The following is a 23,054-nucleotide window of genomic DNA, read 5'->3' on the forward strand; positions in this document are numbered from 1 at the left end:
CCTATGTCAAAGAGGTTGGATCGCTTGAGCCTGGAACGCCAGCCTGCCACATTTTTTCAAGCTGATAGAATTCGCGCACTTCAGGGCGGAACACATGCACAATCACGTCGCCAGCATCAACCAAAACCCAATCGCCGGGGCCTTTGCCTTCAAGCTTCGAAATGTAGCCGGTTTCTTGCTTAATACGATCCGCGAGCTTCTCGGAAATCGCCGAGACTTGGCGCGAGGAGCGACCCGAGCACACGATCATTTGGTCGGCCATTTCAGACTTGCCCGCAAGATCGATTGTTACAACGTCTTCAGCTTTGTCATCTTCTAAAGACGACAAAATGAGCGCGAGCAAAGCTTCACTAGCGGCACTTTCGGATGCTGTTTTTTTCTTTGCCTTAACGGGTTTGTCGCCGTTGGCAGTGTCAGAAGAGTGAGACAGATTCCTGTCCTCCGTAATGCGCACCGGACCCTCCGATGCATGTATCGTCTAAAGATAACACCGCATATGTTAAATCTCAATGATAAGACGCGGGGTCATAGGACTTTGGCGCGGGATTAGCAACACCACAAAGCTTAATCGGGGCGGGAAAGCGCGAATTTTGGTGCTAGGGGCCGCATTTATAACCCTTGTCGTCTTGGGTTTTCGCGCGGGGAAGTATTGCGAGACTCATTCAAAGAGAGTATGGCAACGTTATGAAGCGTATATTTGACATCGATGACCATAGTTTTCTGCCTTGGCGGTTCTATGGACAACAGCTCTCGATCAACGCCTACCTCTAGGTTTGGCGCGCCACAGGTGCGTCCGCTTTGCAGCCAAAATGCCACAAATTTACCTAACGAACGGGAGTGGACCATGTCCGCCAAAACACTTTATGACAAAATCTGGGATGCCCATGTCGCCCAAGTTGACGAAGACGGCACGACCCTACTTTATATTGACCGCCACCTTGTCCACGAAGTGACAAGCCCGCAGGCCTTTGAAGGTTTGCGCCTAACGAATCGCAAAGTGCGCGCGCCGGATAAAACCATCGCTGTGCCTGATCACAACGTACCAACCACGCTTGATCGCGCCAAAGGTATCGAAAACGAAGAGAGCCGCATTCAAGTTGACGCTCTCGATAAGAACGCCAAGGATTTTGGCATTCACTACTATCCAGTTTCCGACGTGCGCCAAGGAATTGTGCACATCGTTGGCCCAGAGCAGGGCTGGACCCTTCCGGGCATGACTGTTGTTTGCGGCGACAGCCACACAGCGACCCACGGCGCGTTTGGCGCGTTGGCGCATGGCATCGGGACATCGGAAGTTGAGCATGTTTTGGCGACCCAAACGCTGATCCAGCAAAAATCCAAAAACATGAAAGTTGAGATCACAGGGAAATTGAATCCCGGTGTGACAGCCAAAGACATCACTATGGCCGTGATTGGCGAAACGGGCACCGCTGGCGGTACTGGTTATGTGATCGAATATTGTGGCGAAGCCATTCGCGCCCTTTCTATGGAAGGCCGTATGACTGTCTGTAATATGGCCATCGAAGGCGGCGCGCGCGCAGGTATGATAGCGCCCGACCAAACAACGTTTGACTATGTCAAAGGCCGCCCACATGCACCCAAAGGCGCACAGTTCGACGATGCTCTGGCGTGGTGGAAAACGCTCTATTCGGACGATGAGGCGCATTTCGACAAGGTCATCACACTTAAGGCCGAAGATATTCAGCCTGTTGTGACATGGGGAACTTCGCCCGAAGACGTGTTGCCAATCACGGCCACCGTGCCGTTCCCGTCGGATTTCACCGGTGGCAAAGTTGACGCCGTTGCGCGCTCACTGGAGTACATGGGCCTCACGCCTGGTATGAAATTGACCGACATTGAAATCGACACAGTATTCATTGGCTCCTGTACCAATGGCCGGATCGAAGATTTGCGCGCTGTTGCTGGCGTGGTCAAAGGCAAGAAAATTAAAGAAGGTATGCGGGCGATGATCGTTCCGGGTTCCGGCCTCGTGCGGGCACAAGCCGAAGAAGAGGGCCTTGCGGCTATCTTCACGGACGCTGGTTTTGAATGGCGTTTGGCTGGTTGTTCCATGTGTTTGGCGATGAACCCTGATCAGCTTTCGGATGGTGAACGCTGTGCGGCAACATCCAACCGCAATTTCGAAGGTCGTCAGGGCCGTGGTGGGCGTACCCATCTCGTGTCTCCAGCTATGGCAGCCGCCGCTGCTTTGACTGGTAAATTGACCGACATCCGCGACCTTATTTAAGAGGAATACCCTAAATGGAAAAGTTCGAAAAACTGACCGGAATCGCGGCGCCAATGCCGTTGATCAATATCGATACTGATATGATCATCCCAAAAGTATTCCTGAAAACGATTAATCGCACGGGGCTTGGCGTCAATTTGTTCGCCGAAATGCGCTATAATAACGACGGCTCTGAAAAGGCGGATTTTGTGCTGAACAATCCCGCCTATCGGGACGCGGAAATCCTTATTGCGGGCGACAACTTTGGGTGTGGCTCGTCGCGGGAGCACGCGCCTTGGGCGATCAAAGATTTCGGAATTCGGTGTGTTATTTCCACAAGCCTTGCGGATATTTTCTTCAGCAATTGCTTCAAAAACGGAATTTTGCCGATCATCCTCCCCAAGGAGCAAGTTGACATGTTGATGGGGGATGCTGGCAACGGCGCGAACGCACGCATGACTGTAGACCTTGAAGCGCAAGAGATCACGATGTCGGATGGAACGGTTGTTCCCTTTGATGTTGACGCCTTTAAAAAGCAATGTTTGCTCGAAGGTCTGGATGACATCAGCCTAACTTTGGCCAAAGAAGCGGCGATTGATTCTTTCGAATCTGCCGCCGCGATCTCTCGCCCTTGGGTATAACCCTAGGCGGACAAATTGGCAGTTCCACCACATCTAGGGGGGCGCAGTATATCTGCGCCCCCCTTCGTGGTTAATGATGCAATCTCGCACCAGTTTGACCATGAAATTGCCTCAAACATTTAGTCATAGTTAACAGAGTGTTGCAGAACGTGGCGAAAGAAGGCAAAAATTGGGCAAGAATGAGGCAGACCGCCACAATGTGCGGAAAATCGTTGGAATAAGAGATCGGCTACGGATCGTTTTCGGCCAACCAAAGGGTAATTGGGCAGTGTTATCACAGCTAATTGGCGCGATCGTGCGCGGTATTTTGGTGGCTCTCTTAATTGCAGCGCCCTCCATAATCGTGCCCGGCAATCATTCAGACACGAGCCAAGTTGTGGCGCTTCTAGCGATTTTTGCAGGCCTGCTCACCACAATTGAATATGCTTCCGACTACCCAAGCCTGATGGAATTTCGCGACGCGCCCCCGTTTAATCGGATTCGCTATATCAGCTTGTTGCTGATGGTCGTTTTGCTGTCGTTGATTGTTGATGACGGCGCGGATGCCGCAACTTTGCAACGTTTCACGCATGCCGTCGGAACTGTTGTCGGCCAAGCTATGGATTTCCCCTACAGCCCTGTGCGCTTGTTTGTTTTGGCACTGCCAGCGGACGCAAGTTCGAGCGACATAGAGTTTGTGCGCACAGCAGCCGGTCTTTGTTATTTGATCTCTCTCGTGTCCCTTGCTGTCTTTATGATTGGTCTACGGATGGGCCGCTGGCCTGCTCGCGGTCAAAACTTTAACGTATGGGTTAATTTGCCGACCTTTGATCCCACCGCGGGTAGCGATGTTGTCGATCGCCTTACGCGGGACGCGCGGTTTAATTCTGTGCTAGGCTTTCTTCTACCGTTTATTATTCCCGCGGCGATGCAGACGACTTCGACTGTCTTTCAAGCGTTCTCGCTGGATTCGCCACAAACTTTGGTCTGGACGATTTCCGCATGGGCTTTCTTACCTGCGTCTCTGTTTATGCGTGGCATCGCCATGGCGCGGATTGCATCGATGATTCAAGCAAAACGCCAATCCTCCTTTACCCAACAGGATGGCTTGGTCGCTGCCTAATTGCTCTGCTAATGGCGGGGCCTGCGATGGGGCAAACACCCTTGCGGGTGGCGACATACGACGTTGATTTTTCCCGCAAAGGGCCGGGAATTCTGTTGCGCGATATTCTGCGCGAAACCTCCGATGACGTGAATGCCTCTCTGGGGGTGATTGCCCATGTGAACCCCGATATCCTTCTGCTAACGGGCATAGATTACGATCTTTCAAATGTGTCTGTCCGTGCGTTTGCCGATGCGTTGGCAAGCGCGGGTGCCAACTATCCCCATGTTTTCGCCGCCCTTCCCAATTCTGGCATGGCCTCGGGTTTGGATCTGAATGGCGACGGCCGTTTGGGGAGTGCGCGCGACGCGCAGGGGTATGGGCGCTATGCGGGGGCCAATGGCATGGCAGTCCTTTCGCGCTATCCGATCGAGGATGCAGAGTTTCGCGACTTCTCGGATTTACTCTGGAAAGATTTTCCACAGGCGGATTTGCCACAGATCGACGGCGCTCCGTTTCCAAGTCAGGCCGCACAAGACAGGCAGCGCCTTTCGACAACGGGGCATTGGGATCTTCCGATAACGACGCCCGATGGGGTGCTTCACCTTTTTGCCTATTCGGCCACGCCGCCAGTTTTCGACGGCCCAGAGGATATGAACGGCAAACGTAGCGCCGATGAAACGCGATTTTGGGGCGCGTACCTTGACGGCGCCCTTGCCCAACTCGCGCCCAGCGGCCTATTCGTGATCCTCGGGAACTCAAATCTTGACCCCGCAGATGGCGATGGCATCAAAGGCGTGATGCAGACCCTTTTGGACCATCCCCGCGTGTTTGACCCGCAGCCCTCAAGCCTTGGCGGGAAAGCGGCCTCTGACCCAAGCCACCTCGGCGATCCCGCTTTGGATACGGCGGATTGGCCAGGCGACGGTTCCAGCCCCGGAAACCTGCGGGTTGATTACGTCTTGCCTTCGTCGGACATTACCGTCGTCGGGAGCGGCGTTTTCTGGCCCCAAGAAGGCACCCCAGAAGCGGCCCTTTTGGCCGAGGGCGAGGGGATTACCCGCCATCGACTGGTTTGGGTGGACATCACGCTGCCATAAGTTGGGCGCGCTTGAGGTTAGACGGTACTTCGCAAAGCATGATCTCTTGGCGGGGTGTCGGGTGAAAGTCCGGCAGGATTTCCGCTAAGCGTGCACCCGAAAGGCGGTGTGGAATCTCGCTCAAATACCGCATTTCAAGCAACTCATAAGCTAAGGTCCAGACAGGGCTCGCGAGCCGCATCAGCCACCACGGAAAATTCGTAATCTTGATTTTCTGGTTTGTCGCTGCTGTAATCTCCTCACAAAGTTCCTGAATCGTGAAGCTTTCACCGGGGAGAGGGATGTCTTCTAAGGCATTCAGGGTGGCTCGCGTCTCCGCCAAAGCAACCGCCACGCGCGCCCAGTCGGGAAGATAGCAATAGGCATGTTCGACGTCTGTTGGTCCCATCGTTGTGACAACGCCCTTGTCGATTTTGCCAAGGATCACGAGGCTCATCAATGTTCCGTCGCGATTGGGGTCGAGGAAATCACCGCCGCGTAGAATGATTGTGCGCAGGCCGTCTTTGGCCGCTTGACGATAACTCTCTTCCATTTTGATCCGAAGGCGGCCTTTGCGCGTGGTTGCAGCATGCGGTGTGGTTGGCCCCCACGTTCCGGCGGTTGCGCCAAAATTGTAAACGTTTCCGGGAATGATAACGGTGGCGCCACTAGCTTTTGCCGCAGCGATAATGTCAGCGGTATATTTGGGAACAAGCGTCGCCCACCCCTTGTATCCGGCGGGGTTGAAACCGTTTACGATCACATCGGCCCCCATCGCCGATTGCGTTAGGTCGTCGGTGGAGCGGTTGAATTTGCGCACCGTCCATCCCGCCTTTGCAAAGGCCTCGGCCGCGTGGCGACCTATTTTTCCGCTCGCGCCAAGAATGAGAACTGTCTGGGTCATTTGTAAATCCTTTCTGAAGTGTTGAAATGAGCTTACCTATTCGTTATTGTGGGTTGTATTCGCAAAATTTGAATGTGTGGTATTCAAAAATGAATGTTAATTCTCTCGCGTCCTTGGACTGGTCCCTCATTCAAAGCTTTATCGCTGTGGCCGAGGCGGGGTCACTGACGGGCGCGGCCAAACGGTTGGGGCACAGCCAGCCAACCCTTGGGCGACATATCACACAGATCGAAAACGCCTTGGGGGTGCAGCTTTTTTCGCGCGTGGCGCGGGGGTATGAACTTACCGAATATGGCCACGCATTATTGCCCGCCGCACGGGATATGCAAGCCGCCGCCGCGCGGCTTTCGCTGGCGGCCGCCGGGCAGGCGCAAAGCCTCTCAGGAGTTGTTCGTGTCACGGCGTCGGTGATGTTCTCCCATCATATTCTTCCTCCAATTTTGGCACGTTTGCGCGCATTTGAGCCGGACATCGAAGTGGAATTGAACGCAAGCGACACGACGGACAACCTGCTTTTTCACGAAGCGGATATCGCCGTACGCATGTTCCGCCCCGAGCAGTTGGACACGATAACGCGCCATATTGGCGATATGGATTTGGGAATATATGCGGCGAAATCCTATATAGAACGCAAGGGAATGCCGATCACACACCTTGACCTCAATCATCACGATTGGGTCGGGTATGATCGCAGTGACCTTATTATAAAAGGGATGCGCGCTTTGGGGTGGCATGTGGATCGCCGTTTTTTTGCGACTAGATGTGACAACCAAACGGCCTATTGGGAATTGGTCCGTGCGGGCTGTGGCATTGGCATCGCGCTTAAAACTATCGCGAGCAAAACGCCCGAAGTTGTCGAGATTTTGCCAGATACCGTCACTGATGTGTTGCCCATTTGGTTGACCGCCCCTGAGGCCTTGCGCAACACGCCGCGCATTCGTCGGGTCTATGATTATTTGGCCGAGGAGCTAAGTCGCGTCGCGGGTGCTTGAATTTTCGGAGCGCGCGCGATATTGCCAAGGCAACTTAGCAAATAGTCGAGGAATTCTCATGAGTAACCCATCCATTTTGATCCTTCCTGGTGACGGCATTGGCCCCGAAGTCATGGACGAAGTCCGCAAAGTCATCGCTTGGTATGGCGAGAAACGCGACATGGCGTTCGATGTATCCGAAGACCTCGTCGGCGGCGCGGCCTATGACAAACACGGCACACCGTTGCACGACGACACAATGGCGCGCGCGATGGAAGTTGACGCCGTGTTGCTCGGCGCCGTTGGTGGCCCGAAATATGACGTTTTGGATTTCTCAGTGAAACCAGAGCGCGGCCTTTTGCGTCTGCGCAAGGAAATGGATTTGTTCTCGAACTTGCGCCCTGCGCAGTGTTTTGATGCGCTGGCCGATTTTTCGAGCTTGAAAAAGGAAGTTGTTGCCGGCCTCGACATTATGATTGTGCGCGAATTGACCTCTGGTATTTATTTTGGCGAGCCACGTGGCATTTTCAAAGAGGGCAACGAACGGGTTGGCATCAACACGCAACGTTACACCGAAAGCGAAATCGCCCGCGTTGCGCGTAGTGCGTTTGAATTGGCACGCCTTCGGAGCAACCGTTTGTGTTCGATGGAAAAAGCCAACGTTATGGAGAGTGGCATTTTGTGGCGCGATGTCGTCACCGAGATCCACGCTGCGGAATATCCCGACGTTGAATTGAGCCACATGTATGCCGACAACGGCGCGATGCAACTGGTGCGCGCCCCTAAGCAATTTGACGTTATCGTCACGGACAACCTGTTTGGCGATATCCTTTCGGATGCTGCAGCGATGCTGACGGGTTCCTTGGGCATGTTGCCTTCTGCGAGCCTTGGGGCACCGATGGAAAATGGCCGCCCTAAAGCGATGTACGAACCCGTTCACGGCTCCGCACCCGACATTGCGGGCCAAGGTAAAGCCAACCCTATCGCTTGTATCCTCAGCTTCGCAATGGCGTTGCGGTATTCCTTTGAGGCGGGCGAAGAAGCGGCGCGTTTGGAGGCGGCTATTGCAACCGTCTTGGCCAATGGCGCACGCACCGCAGATCTCTTGGGTCCAGAAGGTGGAACCCCGATCAGCACTGGCGAAATGGGCGACGCAATCATCGCAGTTCTCGACGCAAGCCTCTAAGCTGTTCGAAAAATCTGGAAATTGGGGGCTTTGTGTCCCCTTTTTTCGTCTCAAAGGGGCGGCGCCCTTGCGGCGAAGGCGTTTTTCCCTTCAGGTATACGCTAAGAAGTATTCGCCGACGTCATACTCCCAAAATTGCTGAGAACCCCAATGTTGAAAATATCCCCAAACGCCAAGGGCGCGCTATTTGCTCTTGTTGCTTTCGGCGTTTTTGCGACGCATGACGTGATCGTCAAGTCGCTTGGAGGTACGTATTCGGCCTTCCAAATCGTATTTTTCAGCGTGCTTTTAGGGTTCCCGTTTGTGACCGTGATGCTGATGCGTGATGCGACGCATGGCACTCTGCGCCCAGTGCATCCTTGGTGGATGCTTGTGCGGACTCTTTCAGCGGTTGTAACGGGAGCAAGTGCGTTTTACGCGTTTGCGCATTTGCCGCTCACACAGGTTTACGCGATCCTTTTCGCAACGCCCCTGATGATTACGGTGTTGGCGATTCCCATTTTAGGCGAGCGCGTTCGCATGCGGCGCTGGATGGCGGTTATCGTGGGTCTGATCGGTGTTTTGATCGTTTTGCGTCCCGGGGATGCAGACCTTGGGCTTGGGCATCTCGCCGCCTTGATGGGCGCTATCGGTGGGTCCCTAAGCTCGATCATCGTACGTAAAATCGGCCAAGAAGAACGCAGTGTTGTGCTTTTGCTCTATCCCATGATGGGGAATTTCTTGGTGATGGGCTGCTTGATGCCGTTCTATTATGTTCCTATGGCACCGCTTGATTTTGCGGCTGTGGGGGCGATCGCTTTACTCGCGTATATCGCCATGATGTTTCAAATCTTTGCGTATCGCAGCGGTGAAGCTGTAGTCGTGGCCCCCATGCAATATTCTCAGATTATTTGGGCCAGTATCTACGGATATTTTTTGTTCAACGAGCGGCTCGATACAGCGACAGTGGTTGGCGCTGGTGTGATTATCGCCAGTGGCCTGTATATTCTTATGCGGGAATCCTCAGCGGACACCTCTCAAAACACTCCCGTTTTACGCACCCGTAGCCGCCTTGGCGCTGCTGGCGGCCTGCGTGTGGGAACGGTTATTCGACGCGAGGATAAAGCGCGGGCGAAACGTGATGAGGAGGCCCAATCCTAGGCGGGCGTCAAAACCGCAACAGCAAAAAGATTGTCTGCATCTGTTAGGAACTCCGACACGCCCCACCCAGAAAGCGCGGCCATTTCGGAGAGGCTTTCTCGTGTGTATTTGTGGCTGTTCTCGGTGTGAATGGTTTCCCCTTTGGAAAATTTGATTCCCTTGGGGCCAATAGGCACAGTTTGATCCGTCAGGCTGACTAAATACATTTCGATCCTTGATGCTGCGTCGTTCCATCTCGCTTCGTGTGCGAACTTATTAACTTCAAACACAGCGCCGATTTCACGGTTCATGCGATGCAGGAGGTTGAGGTTAAAGTCGGCGGTGATCCCCTGCGCATCATTATAGGCATCAAGCAAAATCTGCGTGTCTTTGACCAAATCAACACCCAAGATGAAGCCCGTGACATTGTTCCATTTGCGGATTCGGCTCAATAGGGAAATGGCGTCGTCTCGCGACAGATTGCCAAGGGTCGAACCTGGGAAAAATGCTGTTTTGGCGGTGTCAGCATATTTTGCAGGCAGGGGGATTGGACTGGTGAAATCGGCCACAATCGGATCGATAGTCAGGCGCGGATAGTCATGGCGCAATTGCTGCGCGACTTGGTTTAGAAACGGACCAGATATGTCGGTTGGCAGATAGGCCGCAAGCTGTGTGAACTGGTCGAGCAACACCCTCGTTTTGCGGCTTGCCCCGCTGCCAAGTTCCGCAAGAACGCTTGCTGCGGGGACATATTTTTCCAACAGCGCAGCATTATCGGTTAAAATCGCCAGCTCTGTGCGGGTTGGATAATACTCTTCCAACTCGGTGATTTCTTCAAACAAATGACTGCCAGCGTTGTCATAGAACCATTTGCTTTCGAGGCCTTTTGGCGTGCTGTTCAGCCCCTCAAGCGCGCTTTTAAGGAGCGCGGCATTTTGAATTGTTGGCAAGTCCATCATACGTTCCCTTGATCTTTGGCCAGTCGCAAACCCAGCATTTGCCAGCGTTGGTGCGGATAGAAAAACGTGCGGTAACTTGGGCGCATTTGGGCGATTGCGGTGGCACAGGAACCGCCGCGCAGCACCATTTGATTGACCATGAACTTGCCGTTGTATTCCCCAAGGGCGCCTTCGGGCGGTTTGAAGCCGGGGTAGGGGGTGAATGGGCTTTGGGTCCATTCCCACACATTTCCCCAAAGGGATTCTGTCGCCGCAGTTGGGCGGAAATTTTTATTGTCGAGGAAGTTCCCCGTTAGAGGCGTATCGCGAGCCGCAAGTTCCCATTCGGCTTCGGTTGCGAGGCGGGCACCGGCCCAACGGGCAAAGGCTTCGGCCTCGTAATAGGACACATGCACGACGGGCGCATCAAGGTTAACGGGTTGCGCGCCGCGCAGGGAATAGCTCCAATATACGCCGTCCTGAAGCCACCAATACAGAGGGCTGTCCCAACCTTCGCGTTGCTTAACGACCCACCCTTCCATCAGCCACAGTGTGACGTCGTCATAGCCGCCGTCTTGCATAAATGCGATCCAGTCGCGGTTAGTGGCGGCGCGGTTCCCCAGCTGGTACGGGGCGACATAGGTTTTGTGGCGCGGCCCTTCGCAATCATAGGCAAAGCCGTCTCCGTCGTGGCCAATTTCAACCAAGCCACCTGCATGGGAGGTAAACCGATGTGCAATCTCTTGCGTTGTTTCAAGCGGTTCAGGTGCGCGATAAACGGGCATCAAGGGGTTGTAGGAAAACGCGTGCAAAAGGTCGGTCACGAGCAGTTCTTGATGCTGCATTTCGTGGTGACAGCCAAGCTCTGTGATACTGTGGATTGCTTCTGTGTCGCCCGTTCCGGATTGCAAAAGGGCTTGAAGTTGCGAATCAACATGGGCGCGATAGGCTAGAACATCCTCAACACCTGGCCGTGAAATCAGCCCCCGTTTGTCGCGCGCATGACGCGGCCCTGCTTGCACGTAATAGGAGTTGAAAAGGAAGGCGAAACGTTCGTCGGGCGAGCGGTAATTTGGCGCATGTGGTTTGAGAATGAATTCCTCAAAAAACCATGTGGTATGAGCAAGATGCCACTTCGCAGGGCTGGCATCCTCCATCGATTGAAGCGCCATGTCCTCAGGGGTCAGTGGCGCAACAATAGCATGGGTGCGCGCCCGTGTTTCGGTAAAGAGTGTGGCATAATCGGGTGCGGATTGTGGGTGCATAGAAACGGTCATGGAACACCTTGAAATAATCGAGCGGGCAAATTTGACGGCCTACCTCTAAGATAAGGAGATGCCCAATTGATCGGTAGGTCAAGATATGTGCCGCTGTGGTTCATATTTGATCCACAATTCACTTCGGCGCCAGAATTGGTTCTGTGTTAGCGTTTAAACAGGCTGGCGGCGCCTGACTGTAAAGTCGCAATCGCTTCCCGGACCAATTTTGGCTCTACGTTATGCTTGCGCGCAATGGCCTCCGGCGACGCGTCCGCGCGTAGCCCTTCCAAGGCGAGGTCGGCTAGGAATTCGGCGTCTTTGGCGCGGGGGTCTTGTTTTACGATTTTGCGCGGTATGGGCGCATCGTCGCAAACAATCCCATGGCGCATAACGGCGTCGGCCATAAAGCTTCCCGCGTCTGGCGAGCCGCCCTCTTTTTCTTCTAGACGTGGCTTCATACGACGGGCCCAAAAATGCACCCCATAGGTGTCACTTCCCAATTGCCCCGCAACGTCGAAGCGTTTTCTGATCATGTGGTTTCGGTGGCGGAATGAAATTGGATAGAACGCCGATTCTGGCTGCGCGAATTTGATTTCACCGCTCTCTTTCAGGAAATGCGTCACGGCTTCGGGGCCAGTGAACCCCCAATTTTGCGCTGTCATATGGACAGGGTTGCCCGCGTCGCGCTCTGCTTCCAATTCGCGCTGTTGCCATGGTTTGAGCCAGGGAGCGATAGCGTATTCATCTTTGAAAAATTCGAGCATGTTCCCCAGCGCGTCGCTGTCTTGCGGCAGACCCAAAACAGCGTTGCACACGAGGCCGGGCTTTTCCCAGCCAAAAACATGGGGGTGTGGAAATCGAAAGGTTGATAGCAGTACATATCCGCATCGACCCAGATTTTCCCCGTGTGTTGCAGCATGTTCAGCCGAAACAAATCCGCATGAATCGCGGGGCTTCCGGTGCGTGCGTGCCGCAACATCGGCTCGGCGGCAAAAATTGGATCGGCGGGGAGCTGCTCCACTTCTGCGGGGCAATTCGGGATCGGGCTGTAGCTATAGAGCGTCACTTTGTGGCCTGCATGGGCAAAGCTCACCAAACACAATTGTTCAAGCCATGAGAGCTGTCCGCCAATCCAAAGACTCGCGATTTCCGGTAATTTCGCCATGATTTGCCTTTTTGGTAATGCTTTTCGCGCGACGGATTTCCTTGTTGTATCGTGAAAGTGTGTTCGGATAAATGAACGGAGCAAAAGAAGCTGGGAAATCGCGCACCTGTGTTAGGATTGTCGCGGGGTAACTGCGCAACAGTTACCCCAGATTTCACGGGTCCCCTTGTTCCGGTGGAGGGGGACGCCTACATCCATTTAATGAAAAGATTTATTCCCTTTCTCAAATCCGAGCCAAAGGTCGCAGTCGTGCGCCTTCAAGGTATGATTTCAGCGTCCGGCCGTGGCGCGCTCAACGAGGCGTCAATTGCGCCTGTTTTGGAGCGCGCTTTTCGGCGTGGAAAACCAGTGGCGGTTGCGCTCTTGATTAACTCGCCGGGCGGATCGCCCGTGCAGAGCGCGTTGATCGGCCAGCGTATTCGCAGCCTTGCGGCCGAGATGAAAATTCCGGTTTACGCGTTTGTCGAAGATGTTGCGGCTTCTGGTGGCTATTGGCTGGCATCTGCTGCCGATGAAATCTGGGCAGATGCGGCGTCTATTGTGGGGTCCATTGGCGTGATCTCTTCGAGTTTTGGCCTGTCGGGTCTGATCGAAAAGCACGGGATTGAACGGCGGGTTTATACGGCGGGGAAATCGAAATCGACAAATGATCCTTTCCTTCCGGAAAAGCCTGCAGACGTGAAGCGCCTCAAGGTGGTGCTAGACCAAATGCACGATGTATTCAAAGAACAGATCACGTCGCGGCGCGGTGATAAGCTTGCGGATCAAGATTTGTTTACGGGCGAGTATTGGATCGGGAAACAGGCACTTGAACTGGGGTTGATCGACGGAATCGGGCACATGATGCCCAAAATGCGCGAGCAATATGGCGAGAAAGTTATCTTCATACCCTACGGTCAGAAAAAACCGTTCCTGCGCCGCCTCGGTGCGCAAATCCTTGGGGATACGATCGGGCAAATCGAAGAACGCAGTGAGTTTTCTCGGTTTGGGTTGTAGTTGTGATTAAAATAGTCAGCTTATTTTTGATTGGGATGTTGGTTTTGGCGATGTTTGGTCGCCTGAAATATCCCGGTCATAAACAGGTTGCGCGGGCAAGATGTAATAATTGTGGACGTATTCGGCTTCGGAAGTCGCCATGTCGTTGCCAATTGGATAAGGGATAAACGATGCTCGATTGGTTCTTGGTGGGTTTGGGGCTCACCATCCTTTTGCTGTCTGGCGATTTGTTGGTACGTGGAGCAGTAAACCTGTCGTTACGCCTCGGGATTCCGCCCCTCCTTGTCAGCCTAACAATCGTTGCCTTTGGAACATCCGCACCGGAACTATTGATCACCATTGAGGCCGTCGGGAATGGATTCCCGGGCATGGCCTTGGGGAATATCATTGGTTCAAATATCGCCAATGTGTTGCTCGTTTTGGGAATTCCCGCCCTGATTACCACGATGCATACTGCTGAATGTAATACCCGAAAAAGCTATATATTTATGCTGGGGGCAACCGGCCTTTTCATAGTCATGTGCTTCTTTGGGCCCTTAAGTTGGCCGCATGGGCTTATCATGCTCGGTGTGCTCGTCTTGATCCTTATTGACGCTGGCCGCGATGCGATGCGCCACCGGTCGGACAGCCATGCTTGCGCTTTGGATTTGGAAGAGGTCGAGGGTGCTGACCCCAAAATTACGGGAAAATCCATCGCATTCTTCTTGGTTATTGGTTTGATCGGCCTGCCACTCGGGGCGGACCTGTTTATTGATGGCGCCGTAAATATTGCAGAGCAATTTGGGGTGAGTGATACGGTCATTGGCCTAACTCTCGTTGCGATCGGAACCTCCTTGCCGGAGCTTGCAACGACCGTGATGGCGGCCCTGCGTCGGCAAGCGGACGTCGCTTTGGGCAACGTGATTGGCAGCAATATGTTTAACATTCTTGCGATTATGGGGGTTGGCTCGCTGATTGGAACCATTCCTGTTCCCCATGAAATTCTGACTTTTGATTTATGGGTCATGTTGGCCGCGTCCCTTGTGCTCTTTCCTTTCGTCTTGTTGGGGTGGAACCTGTCACGAATCTGGGGCATCGTTTTGTCGAGCGCCTACCTTGTGTATATGGGCGTCGTCCTGATCAACTAGGGAGATATCTATGCAACCACGTGCATTGGTGACGGGTGCCGGCGCGCGTCTTGGACAGGCGTTGGCCGTTTATCTTGCGGGCCGCGGATTTGATGTGGCGGCGCATTTCGCGGGGTCCGAGGCGGGCGCGCAGGACACTGTTGGTATGGTCCAAGCTCTTGGCCAACAAGCGGTTTCACTTCAAGCCGACCTTTTGGATTTGGATCACTGTGAAGGCCTGGTTGAGCGCGCAGCACTTGCCCTTGGCGGGTCACTCAGTTGCCTCGTCAACAACGCATCAATATTCGAATATGATACTATCAAAACCGCCACTCGCGACAGTTGGGATCGCCATATGACGTCCAATTTGCGGGCTCCATTTATCCTGACACAGGCTTTTGCCGCGCAAGTTCCGGAGGGCGATTTTCCGGCAATGATCGTGAATATGGTCGATCAACGCGTACGCAAACTGACTCCGGAGTTTATGACGTATTCGTTGGCCAAACAGGCACTGTGGAACCTGACCCAGACCTCCGCTCAGGCGCTCGCGCCGCGTATTCGGGTGAATGCCATCGGGCCGGGAACCACCTTAAGGGGCGCACGTCAAACACAGGAGCACTTCGACGCACAGAGGCGTAATAGCTTGCTTGAGCGCGGTGCGGATGCGGCGGACATCACAGCGGCGCTCGGCTACTTCCTAGACGCTCCAGCAGTGACAGGTCAGCTCCTTTGCGTGGATGGAGGGCAGCACCTGACATGGCAAACCAGAGATGTTCAAGGAAAGCCAGAGAGCAAATAGCCTATAGGCTGTGATAAGTTGTACACCCGTCACGGAAAGTTAACAAAAGCGTTACAAATTCCTTAATGTTTTCAGTCGCTTGTTCGGCTTTTATAAAAGTTCCGTTTAATATCAGGGAGTTGCGAATGTGCCTAAAAAATAGGCAATGCGGCGAGAAGGCCCAAAACAAAGGGAAAAACGACGATCACGGAAACTTATCAACCTAGTTATCCACAGAAACCGTGGACATGTTTTCTCTTGCTCCCATAGCGAATAGATTGCAGGGCAGAATGGAATCACAATGACGAACGATGCAGTCCCTCATGCTGACCCCGAGTCAGAAAAAATTGACGCCGCCGAGGTGAGCGCGCCTCTTGTGGGGCATGCGCGCGTGCAGGGGTATTTGCATACCCTCGACAACTCTCCGGGGGTCTATCGGATGCTCGATAGCGAGGCGCGGGTGCTCTATGTGGGCAAGGCGCGCAACCTTCGCAAACGTGTAAGTAACTATGCCAATCCCAACGGCCACACGGGGCGGATTTTGCGGATGATCTCGGAGACCGCCGAGATGATGTTCCTGACAACGCGTACCGAAACCGAGGCGTTATTGCTTGAGCAAAACCTGATCAAGCAACTCAAGCCGAAATACAACGTGTTGTTGCGCGACGACAAAAGTTTTGCCAATATTTTTGTCTCAACAGAGCATGATTTTCCACCGGTAAAAAAACACCGTGGGCGCAAGGGGGCGAAAGGAAACTACTATGGACCCTTTGCCAGCGCGAGTTCCGTAAACCGGACGCTCAACCAACTTCAGAAGGTTTTCTTGCTGCGCGATTGCACGGATGCCACCTTTGAAGGGCGAACGCGACCCTGCTTGCAATATCAAATTAAACGCTGCTCAGCCCCTTGTGTGGGGTTGGTCAGTAAGTCCGACTATGCGCAATTGGTCAGTGATGCGGAGCGGTTCTTGCAAGGCAAATCAACCAATGTTCAGGCCACACTGGCGGCAGAAATGGCGTCGGCGAGCGAGGCGCTTGAGTTTGAACGGGCGGCTGCGTTGCGGGACCGGATCAAGGCGCTAACGCAAGTGCAGCAGAACCAAGGGATTAATCCGCGCGGTGTAGCGGAGGCGGATATTGTCGCTCTCCATATGGAAGGCGGGCAGGCCTGCGTGCAGGTGTTCTTTATTCGGGCCAACCAAAATTGGGGCAACCGAGATTTCTATCCACGGGTCGGTTTGGATATTTCCCCCGCCGAGGCGCTGCAGGCGTTTTTGGGCCAGTTTTACGACAACAAGCAGCCGCCCAAGCAAGTGATCCTGTCGCATGATATCGAAGACAAAGACTTGATGACGGAAGCCTTGAGCCAAAGGGCAGAGCGTCGGGTCGAGGTGCTGGTGCCCCTGCGTGGCGAGAAACACGAACTTGTGGCCAATGCCAGTCGCAACGCCCGCGAAAGCCTCGCGCGCAAGATGTCCGAAACTGCGGCGCAAAGCAAATTACTGGCGGGGGTTGCCGAAGCCTTTGACCTGCCCAAAACACCCAAACGCATCGAAGTCTACGACAACTCACATATTTCGGGCACCAATGCCGTGGGCGGCATGATCGTTTCGGGGCCAGAAGGGTTTATCAAAAGCCAGTACCGCAAATTTAATATCAAAGACACGGATATAACCCCGGGGATGACTTTGGCATGATGAAAGAGGTGCTTTCGCGGCGCTTTAAACGTTTGTTGAAGGAAGATCCCGAGCGCACCAGCGGGACGTGGCCCGACCTCCTGCTCATTGATGGTGGCGCGGGGCAGGTCAGTGCTGTGCGCGAAATCATGGTCGAATACGGCGTTGGCGATATTCCGATGGTGGGCGTGGCCAAGGGCATAGATCGTGACCACGGCAAAGAAGAGTTTCACCGCACGGGCAAGCGCCCGATGGCGCTCCGCCACAACGACCCTGTTTTGTACTTCATCCAACGTATGCGCGACGAGGTGCACCGTTTTGCGATTGGCACTCACCGCGCAAAACGGTCCAAAGCCTTTAGTGCGACGCCTCTTGATGATGTTCCAGGCGTAGGCGCGGCGAGGAAACGTGCGCTTTTGGCGCATTTCGGCAGCGCAAAGGCCGTGTCGCGGGCTGGTTTGTCCGATTTAAAAGCAGTAGAAGGAATTTCGGGCGCTATGGCCGAAACCCTCTATGATTTTTTCCACGAAAAAGGGTAACAAGGTCACATGACTTGGAACATACCAAATATTCTCACGGTTGTCCGCCTCTTGGCCGCGCCGTTTCTCGCCCTCGGGTTTATTTTCTTGCCGCGCGGGTTTGCCGATTGGTTTGCCTTGACGCTTTTTGTGGGCGCGGCCCTGACCGATTATATCGACGGCTATCTTGCCCGTAAGTGGAAGCAGATCAGCAAATTTGGCACCATGCTTGATCCCATCGCGGATAAGGCGATGGTCGTTATTGCCTTGATGGTGCTTGTCGGGGTTTGGAATATGAACCCCTTTGTGGTGTTCCCCGCGACGATCATCATGTTCCGCGAAGTTTTTGTGAGTGGATTGCGTGAGTTTTTGGGCGCGGACGCAGGCAAACTCAAGGTCACCAAACTGGCGAAATGGAAAACCACGGCGCAAATGGTGGCGATCTCTGTGCTGCTCGCGCAGGGAATTTTTGAACATTATTTTTGGGCGTTTACGATTGGTATGGATCAAGGGATTATTTCCAGCATCCTCGCTGGTGATACGGCCGATCACATGGGCCTTTGGTGGCTGCGCTTTGGCGCGCTCGCGACGCATTATGCAGGCCTATGGATCTTGTGGATTGCTGCGGTACTGACCCTGATTACGGGGTGGGATTATTTCAATAAATCGCGGCCCTATCTTGCGGATGAGCCAAAATGATTGATGTGATGTATTTCGCATGGGTGCGCGAACGGATTGGTCTGCCCAAGGAGCAGATCGAGACCTCGGCCAAAACCGTGATGGATTTGGTTGAGGAATTGCGTGGCCGCGAAGAACGTTATGCCCTTGCTTTTGAGGACCTCGCGTCGCTCAGGGTCGCAATTGACCAAGAACTTACAGAGTTTGACGCGCCTTTGGCTGGCGCACGGGAAGTGGCTTTCTTCCCGCCGATGACTGGGGGCTAGGCCGTGGATATCCGCGTGCAGGAGCTTGAATTTGACGCAGGCGTTGAGCTTGCGCGCTTTACCGCGGCATCGGGTTCCGCAGGGGCCATCGTGACGTTCACAGGCATCGTGCGGGATACGCCGGACGGCGATTTGGACCGGATGGAAATAGAGCATTATCCCGGAATGACCGAACGCGCGCTGGGCGAGATCGCACAAAAGGCGCAGGACCGTTGGGACTTGAGCAACCTACTTATCCTGCACCGTTTTGGCGACTTGAAAACGGGGGAAACCATCATGATGGTCGCCACGGCGTCGCGCCATCGGGTCGCTGCCTTTGAAGCCGCAGAGTACCTTATGGATTATTTAAAATCCCGCGCGCCGTTTTGGAAAAAAGAATTCACAAAATCCGGCGCAACTTGGGTTGCGTCCAAAAGGGACGATGAAGATGCCCTTAACCGCTGGAAGCCTTAAGCGCCGTTGGTTTTTTCAATATAGATACGGAGTTCTTCGGCTTCGTGACGAGACGTCCGAAGGCCATCCATAGCTGCACTCAATTCCGCCTCTGTCTGGGAAATATGGCTGTTCAGTTCGGACTCGCGTTGTTCCAAATAGGTGATGGCCTGATCGCGCAATTCCTCGGCCTCATGCAAGGCCTGCGCCATTTTCTCAAGTTCGCCTATGTCCGCTTTTGACACGCGACTAAACCGATGCACCAACCAATTGGCGAACCATCCCAGTGCAAAAGCCACAAATAGGATAATTGCCGTCGCGGCAATAAACTCAATTCCGTTCATTCAGTGGCCTCTTGCTCGGTTTCTTCAGTCGCGCCTTCTTGGGGCGCGTCGGTTTCTGGGTCTAGCGCGGATGCCGGACCCTCTTCTTGTGTGGCGTCATCTTCTGGAAGTATCAATGTAAATTCAATACGTCGATTGTCTTCGCGGCCTTCTTCGGTGTCATTGCTGGCGATGGGTGTAGTTTCGCCATACCCTAGAGCTTTCAGATTTCCGGTCAACACACGCCGCGCCATCAGGGCGTTAACGACGGCCTCGGCACGGGCTTGCGAGAGGTCATAGTTCATGCCGTCGCTGCCTTGGCTGTCTGTGTGACCCGCGATTTCCAAGGGGACGCCTTCGCATTCTTTCATCAAAGCTGCAATTTGATCGATGGAGGAGAGAGACTCAGAGGAGATGGTATCCGCGCCCGGTGCGAAGTTGATTTTGTTGGCTTGAATGACTGCGTTGATTGAAGTCACACATTCTTGCGGTGTGGGAAGGGCCGCGACCGGATCTAAGGCCTCGTTATAAACCACGTCAAAGGTGACGTCTGTGCCTTCGGGGAGTTGGGTTGCCAGCATGGCCGCGAGTTGTGCATTCGTGTCCAGATTGCCCGTGACCCCTTTGACTGTCAGGCTGTTTGCCCCGACTACAACGGAGCCATTGTTGAGTTCTGCAAGGGCTGCAAGGCCCGAGAAAACCCGCATGGGCCAGCCCGCAGGTAAGTCCGGATCGAGGCTCAAGGGCGCATAAACCGTGTCCCGTCCAAAGCGTGCCCGCGCATAGCTTTGCGCCGCTTTGCGCACACGTTCAGTTGGAACCCGACCGCGCAGCTGGACCTGCCCCTCGGGGCTTAGGGTGGCCACAAAATCAATCGGACCTTCAAGGCGCGTGGTGGTCTCCTCGGATTCAGGCAATGTAGCGGATAATGAGAATAGCAGCGGGAGGTCGGCTTCTAGCTCGGCAATTGTAGTGTTGAAAAGCTCCACATCGGTGCCTTCGTCTGCGATTACGGTAACATCTGCATCCGCGAAACTAAGCGAGCCGCCACCGAGTTTTACCAGCGCGCGGATACCTGTTTCAACGGCTTCGCCCCAATGTGTGGTGGGGACGCCAAGGCCGAGTGTGCAATTGGAAACCCCTTTAAGGCCAGCTGCCTGAGCCGCCGCAAGGATGCGTGCTTGGGTGGGAATGGTGTCTGCGGCGCAAGCGTCAAAACGAGCGACGCCATCCTTGAGGACGAACCGAAGCGAGAAGGGGGTCAAGACGGGGCGCGGGGCAGAAATCGACAGGTAAAGTTTGGCGGTCTGGGGGGCAGCACGGCGCAGCGCTTTTTCAAGTTCCGCCCGCTCACCTTGGGATTCACTCACGGCGGTAATCGAGATACTATTCGCCGAAAGGGATATTTTTGAACGCTTAAGTTGCGCAAGCGCGCGGTAGCTATAGAGGAGTGCTTGATCCCAGCCTTCGGGTGCCGGGTACGGGGCCGATTGAAGAAAGTCGACGATTGGCGTGCCTTTGGTCGCGTCGCGAAGGGCCTCAAGGAAGGCTTCGCGATCAAACTCCTCGGGGATAAGCCCGATGAGAGAGATGCCATCGGTGTTTTGAAGAATCTCAATGGTGAAATCGGGCGCGGCAATGCTTTCGGCTTCGGCAACGTCGATAAAGTCCGCAATGCGCGATGGATCAACTACGTTCCCCGCACTTGTTAGCGCTCTAAAACGGGCTGCTTCGGTGGGGGCAGTGCCCGTCAATATGACCTGCAGGCCGTCAACGTCCACATTTGTCCAATTCATTTGCTGCTCACTCAGAGCTTCGCCAACGGCGGCCCCAGAGTATTTTTCGATAGCCCCAACGGCGAAATAGGCGGCCATGATGGCCAAAACGGCCGCTGCGAGAAAGGCGAAGACGCCTGCCAATGTGGAAAGTGAGCGCATGAAGACCCTGTCTTGGATGAGAGTTGCCCTTGTTTAGGCGCTTCGTCCCATGGGTTCAATCACAGGAATAAGCATGCGGCGAAAAACAGCACAGGCAACAACCCCGCTTCGCGATTTGAACGGAAAAGCCGCAGGCACATTGACACGTCATCCCCGTCAAACAAGCGCATTTGCCACGCGAGATGCCATCCCAACGCCCAAGGCCCACCCAGAGCGACAACAAGCAAGAGTGGGTTTTCGCGCGGCGCGGTTGCAAGGATAACCGCCAGCCCCATCAAACCAACCGTTCCCATTAAGAAATACCGAAGCGCAACACGGGTGCGATCGCCAAAAAGAAGCGCTGTGGATTTGACGCCAATCATGGCGTCATCCTCCTTGTCTTGATGCGCATAGATAGTGTCGTAAAACAGCGTCCACGTGATCCCAGCAAGATAAAGCGCAATCACCGCGCCGTCGATCACGCCAGTATGCGCCACATAGGCCACCAATGCGCCCCAGTTAAAGGCGATCCCGAGGAAAACCTGCGGCCACCAAGTGAACCGTTTGGCAAAAGGATAAATAGCCACGGGCACAAGCGCCACGATCCCAAGAATGATCGCAGGCAGGGGAAAACTAAACAGGATCAAGGCGGAAATTGCCACCTGTGCCACCATCCAGATCAAAGCGCCGCGCACGCTGACTTGGCCCGATGGGATGGGGCGGGACTTGGTGCGCTCAACGAGGCCGTCGAAGTTGCGGTCGCTGATATCGTTCCATGTACACCCCGCGCCGCGCATCAAAAATGCGCCAAGCCCGCAGCCCACCGCGATCCAAAGATCGGCGAACGACGCGCTGCCCGATGACAGCATCGCCAAACACACGCCCCACAAGCAGGGAATATACAAAAGCCACGCACCTATTGGCCGATCCGCCCGCGACAACCGCAAATAGGGGCGAGTGGCTTCTGGTGCAAAGAGGTCCACCCAATTGCCAACTGGCGCATCCTGAACGGGCGCCGCAGATTTAGGGGCATTGGCCTCTGGAATTTCGGGTGTGTCGGGCATAAGTTAAGTCCATGAAAGCAAAGATTAGACTTTATGTAGAACAGGGCCTAGGGGTTGGGCAATCAATTCCTCTGGATCGCGATCAGGCGCATTACCTTTTTGGGGTGATGCGGCAACCAGTTGGCGCCTATATCGCGCTGTTTAATGGTCGCGACGGTGAGTATTTGGCGCGCATTGTTGAGGCAGGAAAACGCGGGGGCGTGTTGGAATGCGAGACGCAGAGCCGCCTTCTGCAAATGCCGCCCGACCTGTGGCTTTGTTTTGCTCCGATCAAAAAGGCGCGCACGGATTTTATCGTCGAGAAAGCCGCCGAAATGGGCGCGATGCGCATTTGCCCCATTCAAACAGAATTCACCAATTCGGAACGGATTCGCCGCGACCGCCTTCAAGCCCACGCGGTTGAGGCAGCCGAGCAATGTGGCGGCACATATGTGCCCGAAGTCGCCGATTTACAGCGGCTTGACCGTCTGCTCGACGCGTGGCCGACGGACCGCAATATCATGTTTTGCGATGAAAATCTTGCGGGAGCTGGCGAAGTTCTAGGCAAGGCTACGGGTGACAAATGGGCGATCCTCATCGGCCCTGAGGGTGGTTTTTCCGAAGCCGAACGCAAACGCCTCCATGCGTTCCCCTTTACGCATGCTGTAAGTCTTGGGCCACGAATTTTGCGCGCAGATACTGCCGCGGTTGCGGCACTCACCCTTTGGCAAACACATCTCGGAGACTGGTGAT

The 23,054-nt window shown here is 54.4% G+C and carries 23 protein-coding genes and 1 pseudogene; 15 read left to right on the forward strand and 9 right to left on the reverse strand.

All coding sequences use genetic code 11. The features are described from left to right. Window position 1 precedes the first annotated feature (1 nt). A complete protein-coding gene (gene rsfS / locus RC74_RS07875; protein WP_369754866.1) occupies window positions 2-454 on the reverse strand; it encodes a ribosome silencing factor in 453 nt (150 codons plus the stop codon). A 390-nt stretch (window positions 455-844) separates the two neighbouring features. Here rsfS and leuC point away from each other — a divergent pair, with 390 nt between their 5' ends. The 4 genes from leuC to RC74_RS07895 all read left to right on the forward strand — a co-directional run bounded on the left by leuC (window position 845) and on the right by RC74_RS07895 (window position 5,049). Next, window positions 845-2,248 carry a 3-isopropylmalate dehydratase large subunit gene (gene leuC / locus RC74_RS07880; RefSeq protein ID WP_039001756.1) on the forward strand — a complete coding sequence of 468 codons (1,404 nt, stop codon included), beginning with the start codon at window positions 845-847 and terminating at the stop codon, window positions 2,246-2,248. A gap of 14 nt (window positions 2,249-2,262) precedes the next feature. Beyond that, window positions 2,263-2,868, forward strand: coding sequence for a 3-isopropylmalate dehydratase small subunit (gene leuD / locus RC74_RS07885; RefSeq protein WP_039001757.1), 606 nt, complete (start codon window positions 2,263-2,265; stop codon window positions 2,866-2,868). Window positions 2,869-3,136: 268 nt separating this feature from the next. Then, window positions 3,137-3,970: a hypothetical protein gene (locus RC74_RS07890; RefSeq protein ID WP_039001992.1), complete on the forward strand. Its 834-nt coding sequence runs from the start codon at window positions 3,137-3,139 to the stop codon at window positions 3,968-3,970. A 26-nt stretch (window positions 3,971-3,996) separates the two neighbouring features. Next, a complete protein-coding gene (locus RC74_RS07895) occupies window positions 3,997-5,049 on the forward strand; it encodes an endonuclease/exonuclease/phosphatase family protein (RefSeq protein ID WP_039001758.1) in 1,053 nt (350 codons plus the stop codon). Here RC74_RS07895 and RC74_RS07900 read toward each other — a convergent pair. Then, entirely contained in the window at window positions 5,036-5,932 is an 897-nt protein-coding gene (locus tag RC74_RS07900; RefSeq protein WP_039001759.1) for a Rossmann-fold NAD(P)-binding domain-containing protein, read from the reverse strand. The genes RC74_RS07895 and RC74_RS07900 overlap by 14 nt on opposite strands. 89 nt (window positions 5,933-6,021) lie before the next feature. Between RC74_RS07900 and RC74_RS07905 the strand changes: the two genes are divergently transcribed. The 3 genes from RC74_RS07905 to RC74_RS07915 all read left to right on the forward strand — a co-directional run bounded on the left by RC74_RS07905 (window position 6,022) and on the right by RC74_RS07915 (window position 9,229). Next, a complete protein-coding gene (locus RC74_RS07905; protein ID WP_039001993.1) occupies window positions 6,022-6,924 on the forward strand; it encodes a LysR family transcriptional regulator in 903 nt (300 codons plus the stop codon). 58 nt (window positions 6,925-6,982) lie between these two features. Then, window positions 6,983-8,089, forward strand: a complete 1,107-nt coding sequence (gene leuB, locus RC74_RS07910; RefSeq protein WP_039001760.1) for a 3-isopropylmalate dehydrogenase — start codon at window positions 6,983-6,985, stop codon at window positions 8,087-8,089. Window positions 8,090-8,248: 159 nt separating this feature from the next. Beyond that, the gene (locus tag RC74_RS07915) at window positions 8,249-9,229 is read left to right on the forward strand and encodes a DMT family transporter (RefSeq protein ID WP_039001994.1); all 981 of its coding nucleotides are present in this window, start codon (window positions 8,249-8,251) and stop codon (window positions 9,227-9,229) included. On the opposite strand, the gene egtD is transcribed toward RC74_RS07915, so the two are convergent. The 4 genes from egtD to RC74_RS07935 form a co-directional block, all read right to left on the reverse strand. Beyond that, window positions 9,226-10,167, reverse strand: a complete 942-nt coding sequence (gene egtD / locus RC74_RS07920) for an L-histidine N(alpha)-methyltransferase (protein ID WP_236940050.1) — start codon at window positions 10,165-10,167, stop codon at window positions 9,226-9,228. The genes RC74_RS07915 and egtD overlap by 4 nt on opposite strands. Beyond that, entirely contained in the window at window positions 10,164-11,423 is a 1,260-nt protein-coding gene (gene egtB / locus RC74_RS07925) for an ergothioneine biosynthesis protein EgtB (RefSeq protein WP_052274780.1), read from the reverse strand. The genes egtD and egtB overlap by 4 nt, the downstream gene beginning before the upstream one ends. A gap of 146 nt (window positions 11,424-11,569) precedes the next feature. Then, window positions 11,570-12,067, reverse strand: coding sequence for a hypothetical protein (locus RC74_RS07930; protein ID WP_062628179.1), 498 nt, complete (start codon window positions 12,065-12,067; stop codon window positions 11,570-11,572). Beyond that, on the reverse strand, window positions 12,064-12,570 hold the full coding sequence (locus RC74_RS07935) for a glycosyltransferase family 32 protein (protein ID WP_062628180.1): 507 nt from the start codon (window positions 12,568-12,570) through the stop codon (window positions 12,064-12,066). Before RC74_RS07935 ends, RC74_RS07930 begins: the two co-directional genes overlap by 4 nt. 201 nt (window positions 12,571-12,771) lie before the next feature. Between RC74_RS07935 and RC74_RS07940 the strand changes: the two genes are divergently transcribed. The 7 genes and pseudogenes from RC74_RS07940 to RC74_RS07970 all read left to right on the forward strand — a co-directional run bounded on the left by RC74_RS07940 (window position 12,772) and on the right by RC74_RS07970 (window position 19,040). Continuing rightward, window positions 12,772-13,566 (forward strand): S49 family peptidase, encoded by a 795-nt coding sequence (locus tag RC74_RS07940; protein WP_039001763.1) that lies wholly within the window; start codon window positions 12,772-12,774, stop codon window positions 13,564-13,566. A 170-nt stretch (window positions 13,567-13,736) separates the two neighbouring features. Then, the gene (locus tag RC74_RS07945) at window positions 13,737-14,693 is read left to right on the forward strand and encodes a calcium/sodium antiporter (protein ID WP_039001764.1); all 957 of its coding nucleotides are present in this window, start codon (window positions 13,737-13,739) and stop codon (window positions 14,691-14,693) included. Between the two features lie 10 nt (window positions 14,694-14,703). Further along, window positions 14,704-15,471 (forward strand): SDR family oxidoreductase, encoded by a 768-nt coding sequence (locus RC74_RS07950; RefSeq protein ID WP_039001765.1) that lies wholly within the window; start codon window positions 14,704-14,706, stop codon window positions 15,469-15,471. Between the two features lie 280 nt (window positions 15,472-15,751). After that, window positions 15,752-17,664, forward strand: a pseudogene (uvrC, locus tag RC74_RS07955) (excinuclease ABC subunit UvrC). 9 nt (window positions 17,665-17,673) lie between these two features. Continuing rightward, window positions 17,674-18,342 (forward strand): CDP-diacylglycerol--glycerol-3-phosphate 3-phosphatidyltransferase, encoded by a 669-nt coding sequence (gene pgsA, locus RC74_RS07960; protein WP_039001766.1) that lies wholly within the window; start codon window positions 17,674-17,676, stop codon window positions 18,340-18,342. Further along, entirely contained in the window at window positions 18,339-18,587 is a 249-nt protein-coding gene (moaD, locus tag RC74_RS07965) for a molybdopterin converting factor subunit 1 (RefSeq protein WP_039001767.1), read from the forward strand. The genes pgsA and moaD overlap by 4 nt, the downstream gene beginning before the upstream one ends. A gap of 3 nt (window positions 18,588-18,590) precedes the next feature. After that, a complete protein-coding gene (locus tag RC74_RS07970) occupies window positions 18,591-19,040 on the forward strand; it encodes a molybdenum cofactor biosynthesis protein MoaE (RefSeq protein WP_039001768.1) in 450 nt (149 codons plus the stop codon). Here RC74_RS07970 and RC74_RS07975 read toward each other — a convergent pair. Genes RC74_RS07975 through ubiA form a run of 3 tightly spaced genes read right to left on the reverse strand, consistent with a single transcriptional unit; the run spans window position 19,037 to window position 22,322 of the window. Continuing rightward, a complete protein-coding gene (locus RC74_RS07975) occupies window positions 19,037-19,363 on the reverse strand; it encodes a hypothetical protein (RefSeq protein ID WP_039001769.1) in 327 nt (108 codons plus the stop codon). The two genes, RC74_RS07970 and RC74_RS07975, sit on opposite strands and share 4 nt — an antisense overlap. Then, the gene (locus tag RC74_RS07980) at window positions 19,360-21,279 is read right to left on the reverse strand and encodes an OmpA family protein (protein ID WP_039001770.1); all 1,920 of its coding nucleotides are present in this window, start codon (window positions 21,277-21,279) and stop codon (window positions 19,360-19,362) included. The genes RC74_RS07975 and RC74_RS07980 overlap by 4 nt, the downstream gene beginning before the upstream one ends. A 59-nt stretch (window positions 21,280-21,338) precedes the next feature. Continuing rightward, a complete protein-coding gene (gene ubiA, locus RC74_RS07985) occupies window positions 21,339-22,322 on the reverse strand; it encodes a 4-hydroxybenzoate octaprenyltransferase (RefSeq protein WP_039001771.1) in 984 nt (327 codons plus the stop codon). Between the two features lie 11 nt (window positions 22,323-22,333). On the opposite strand from ubiA, the gene RC74_RS07990 reads away from it, so the two are divergent. Further along, window positions 22,334-23,053, forward strand: coding sequence for a 16S rRNA (uracil(1498)-N(3))-methyltransferase (locus tag RC74_RS07990; protein WP_039001772.1), 720 nt, complete (start codon window positions 22,334-22,336; stop codon window positions 23,051-23,053). The last annotated feature ends 1 nt before the right edge of the window (window position 23,054 follow it).

The sequence above is a fragment of the Falsihalocynthiibacter arcticus genome (genome assembly GCF_000812665.2).
GTDB lineage: Bacteria > Pseudomonadota > Alphaproteobacteria > Rhodobacterales > Rhodobacteraceae > Falsihalocynthiibacter > Falsihalocynthiibacter arcticus.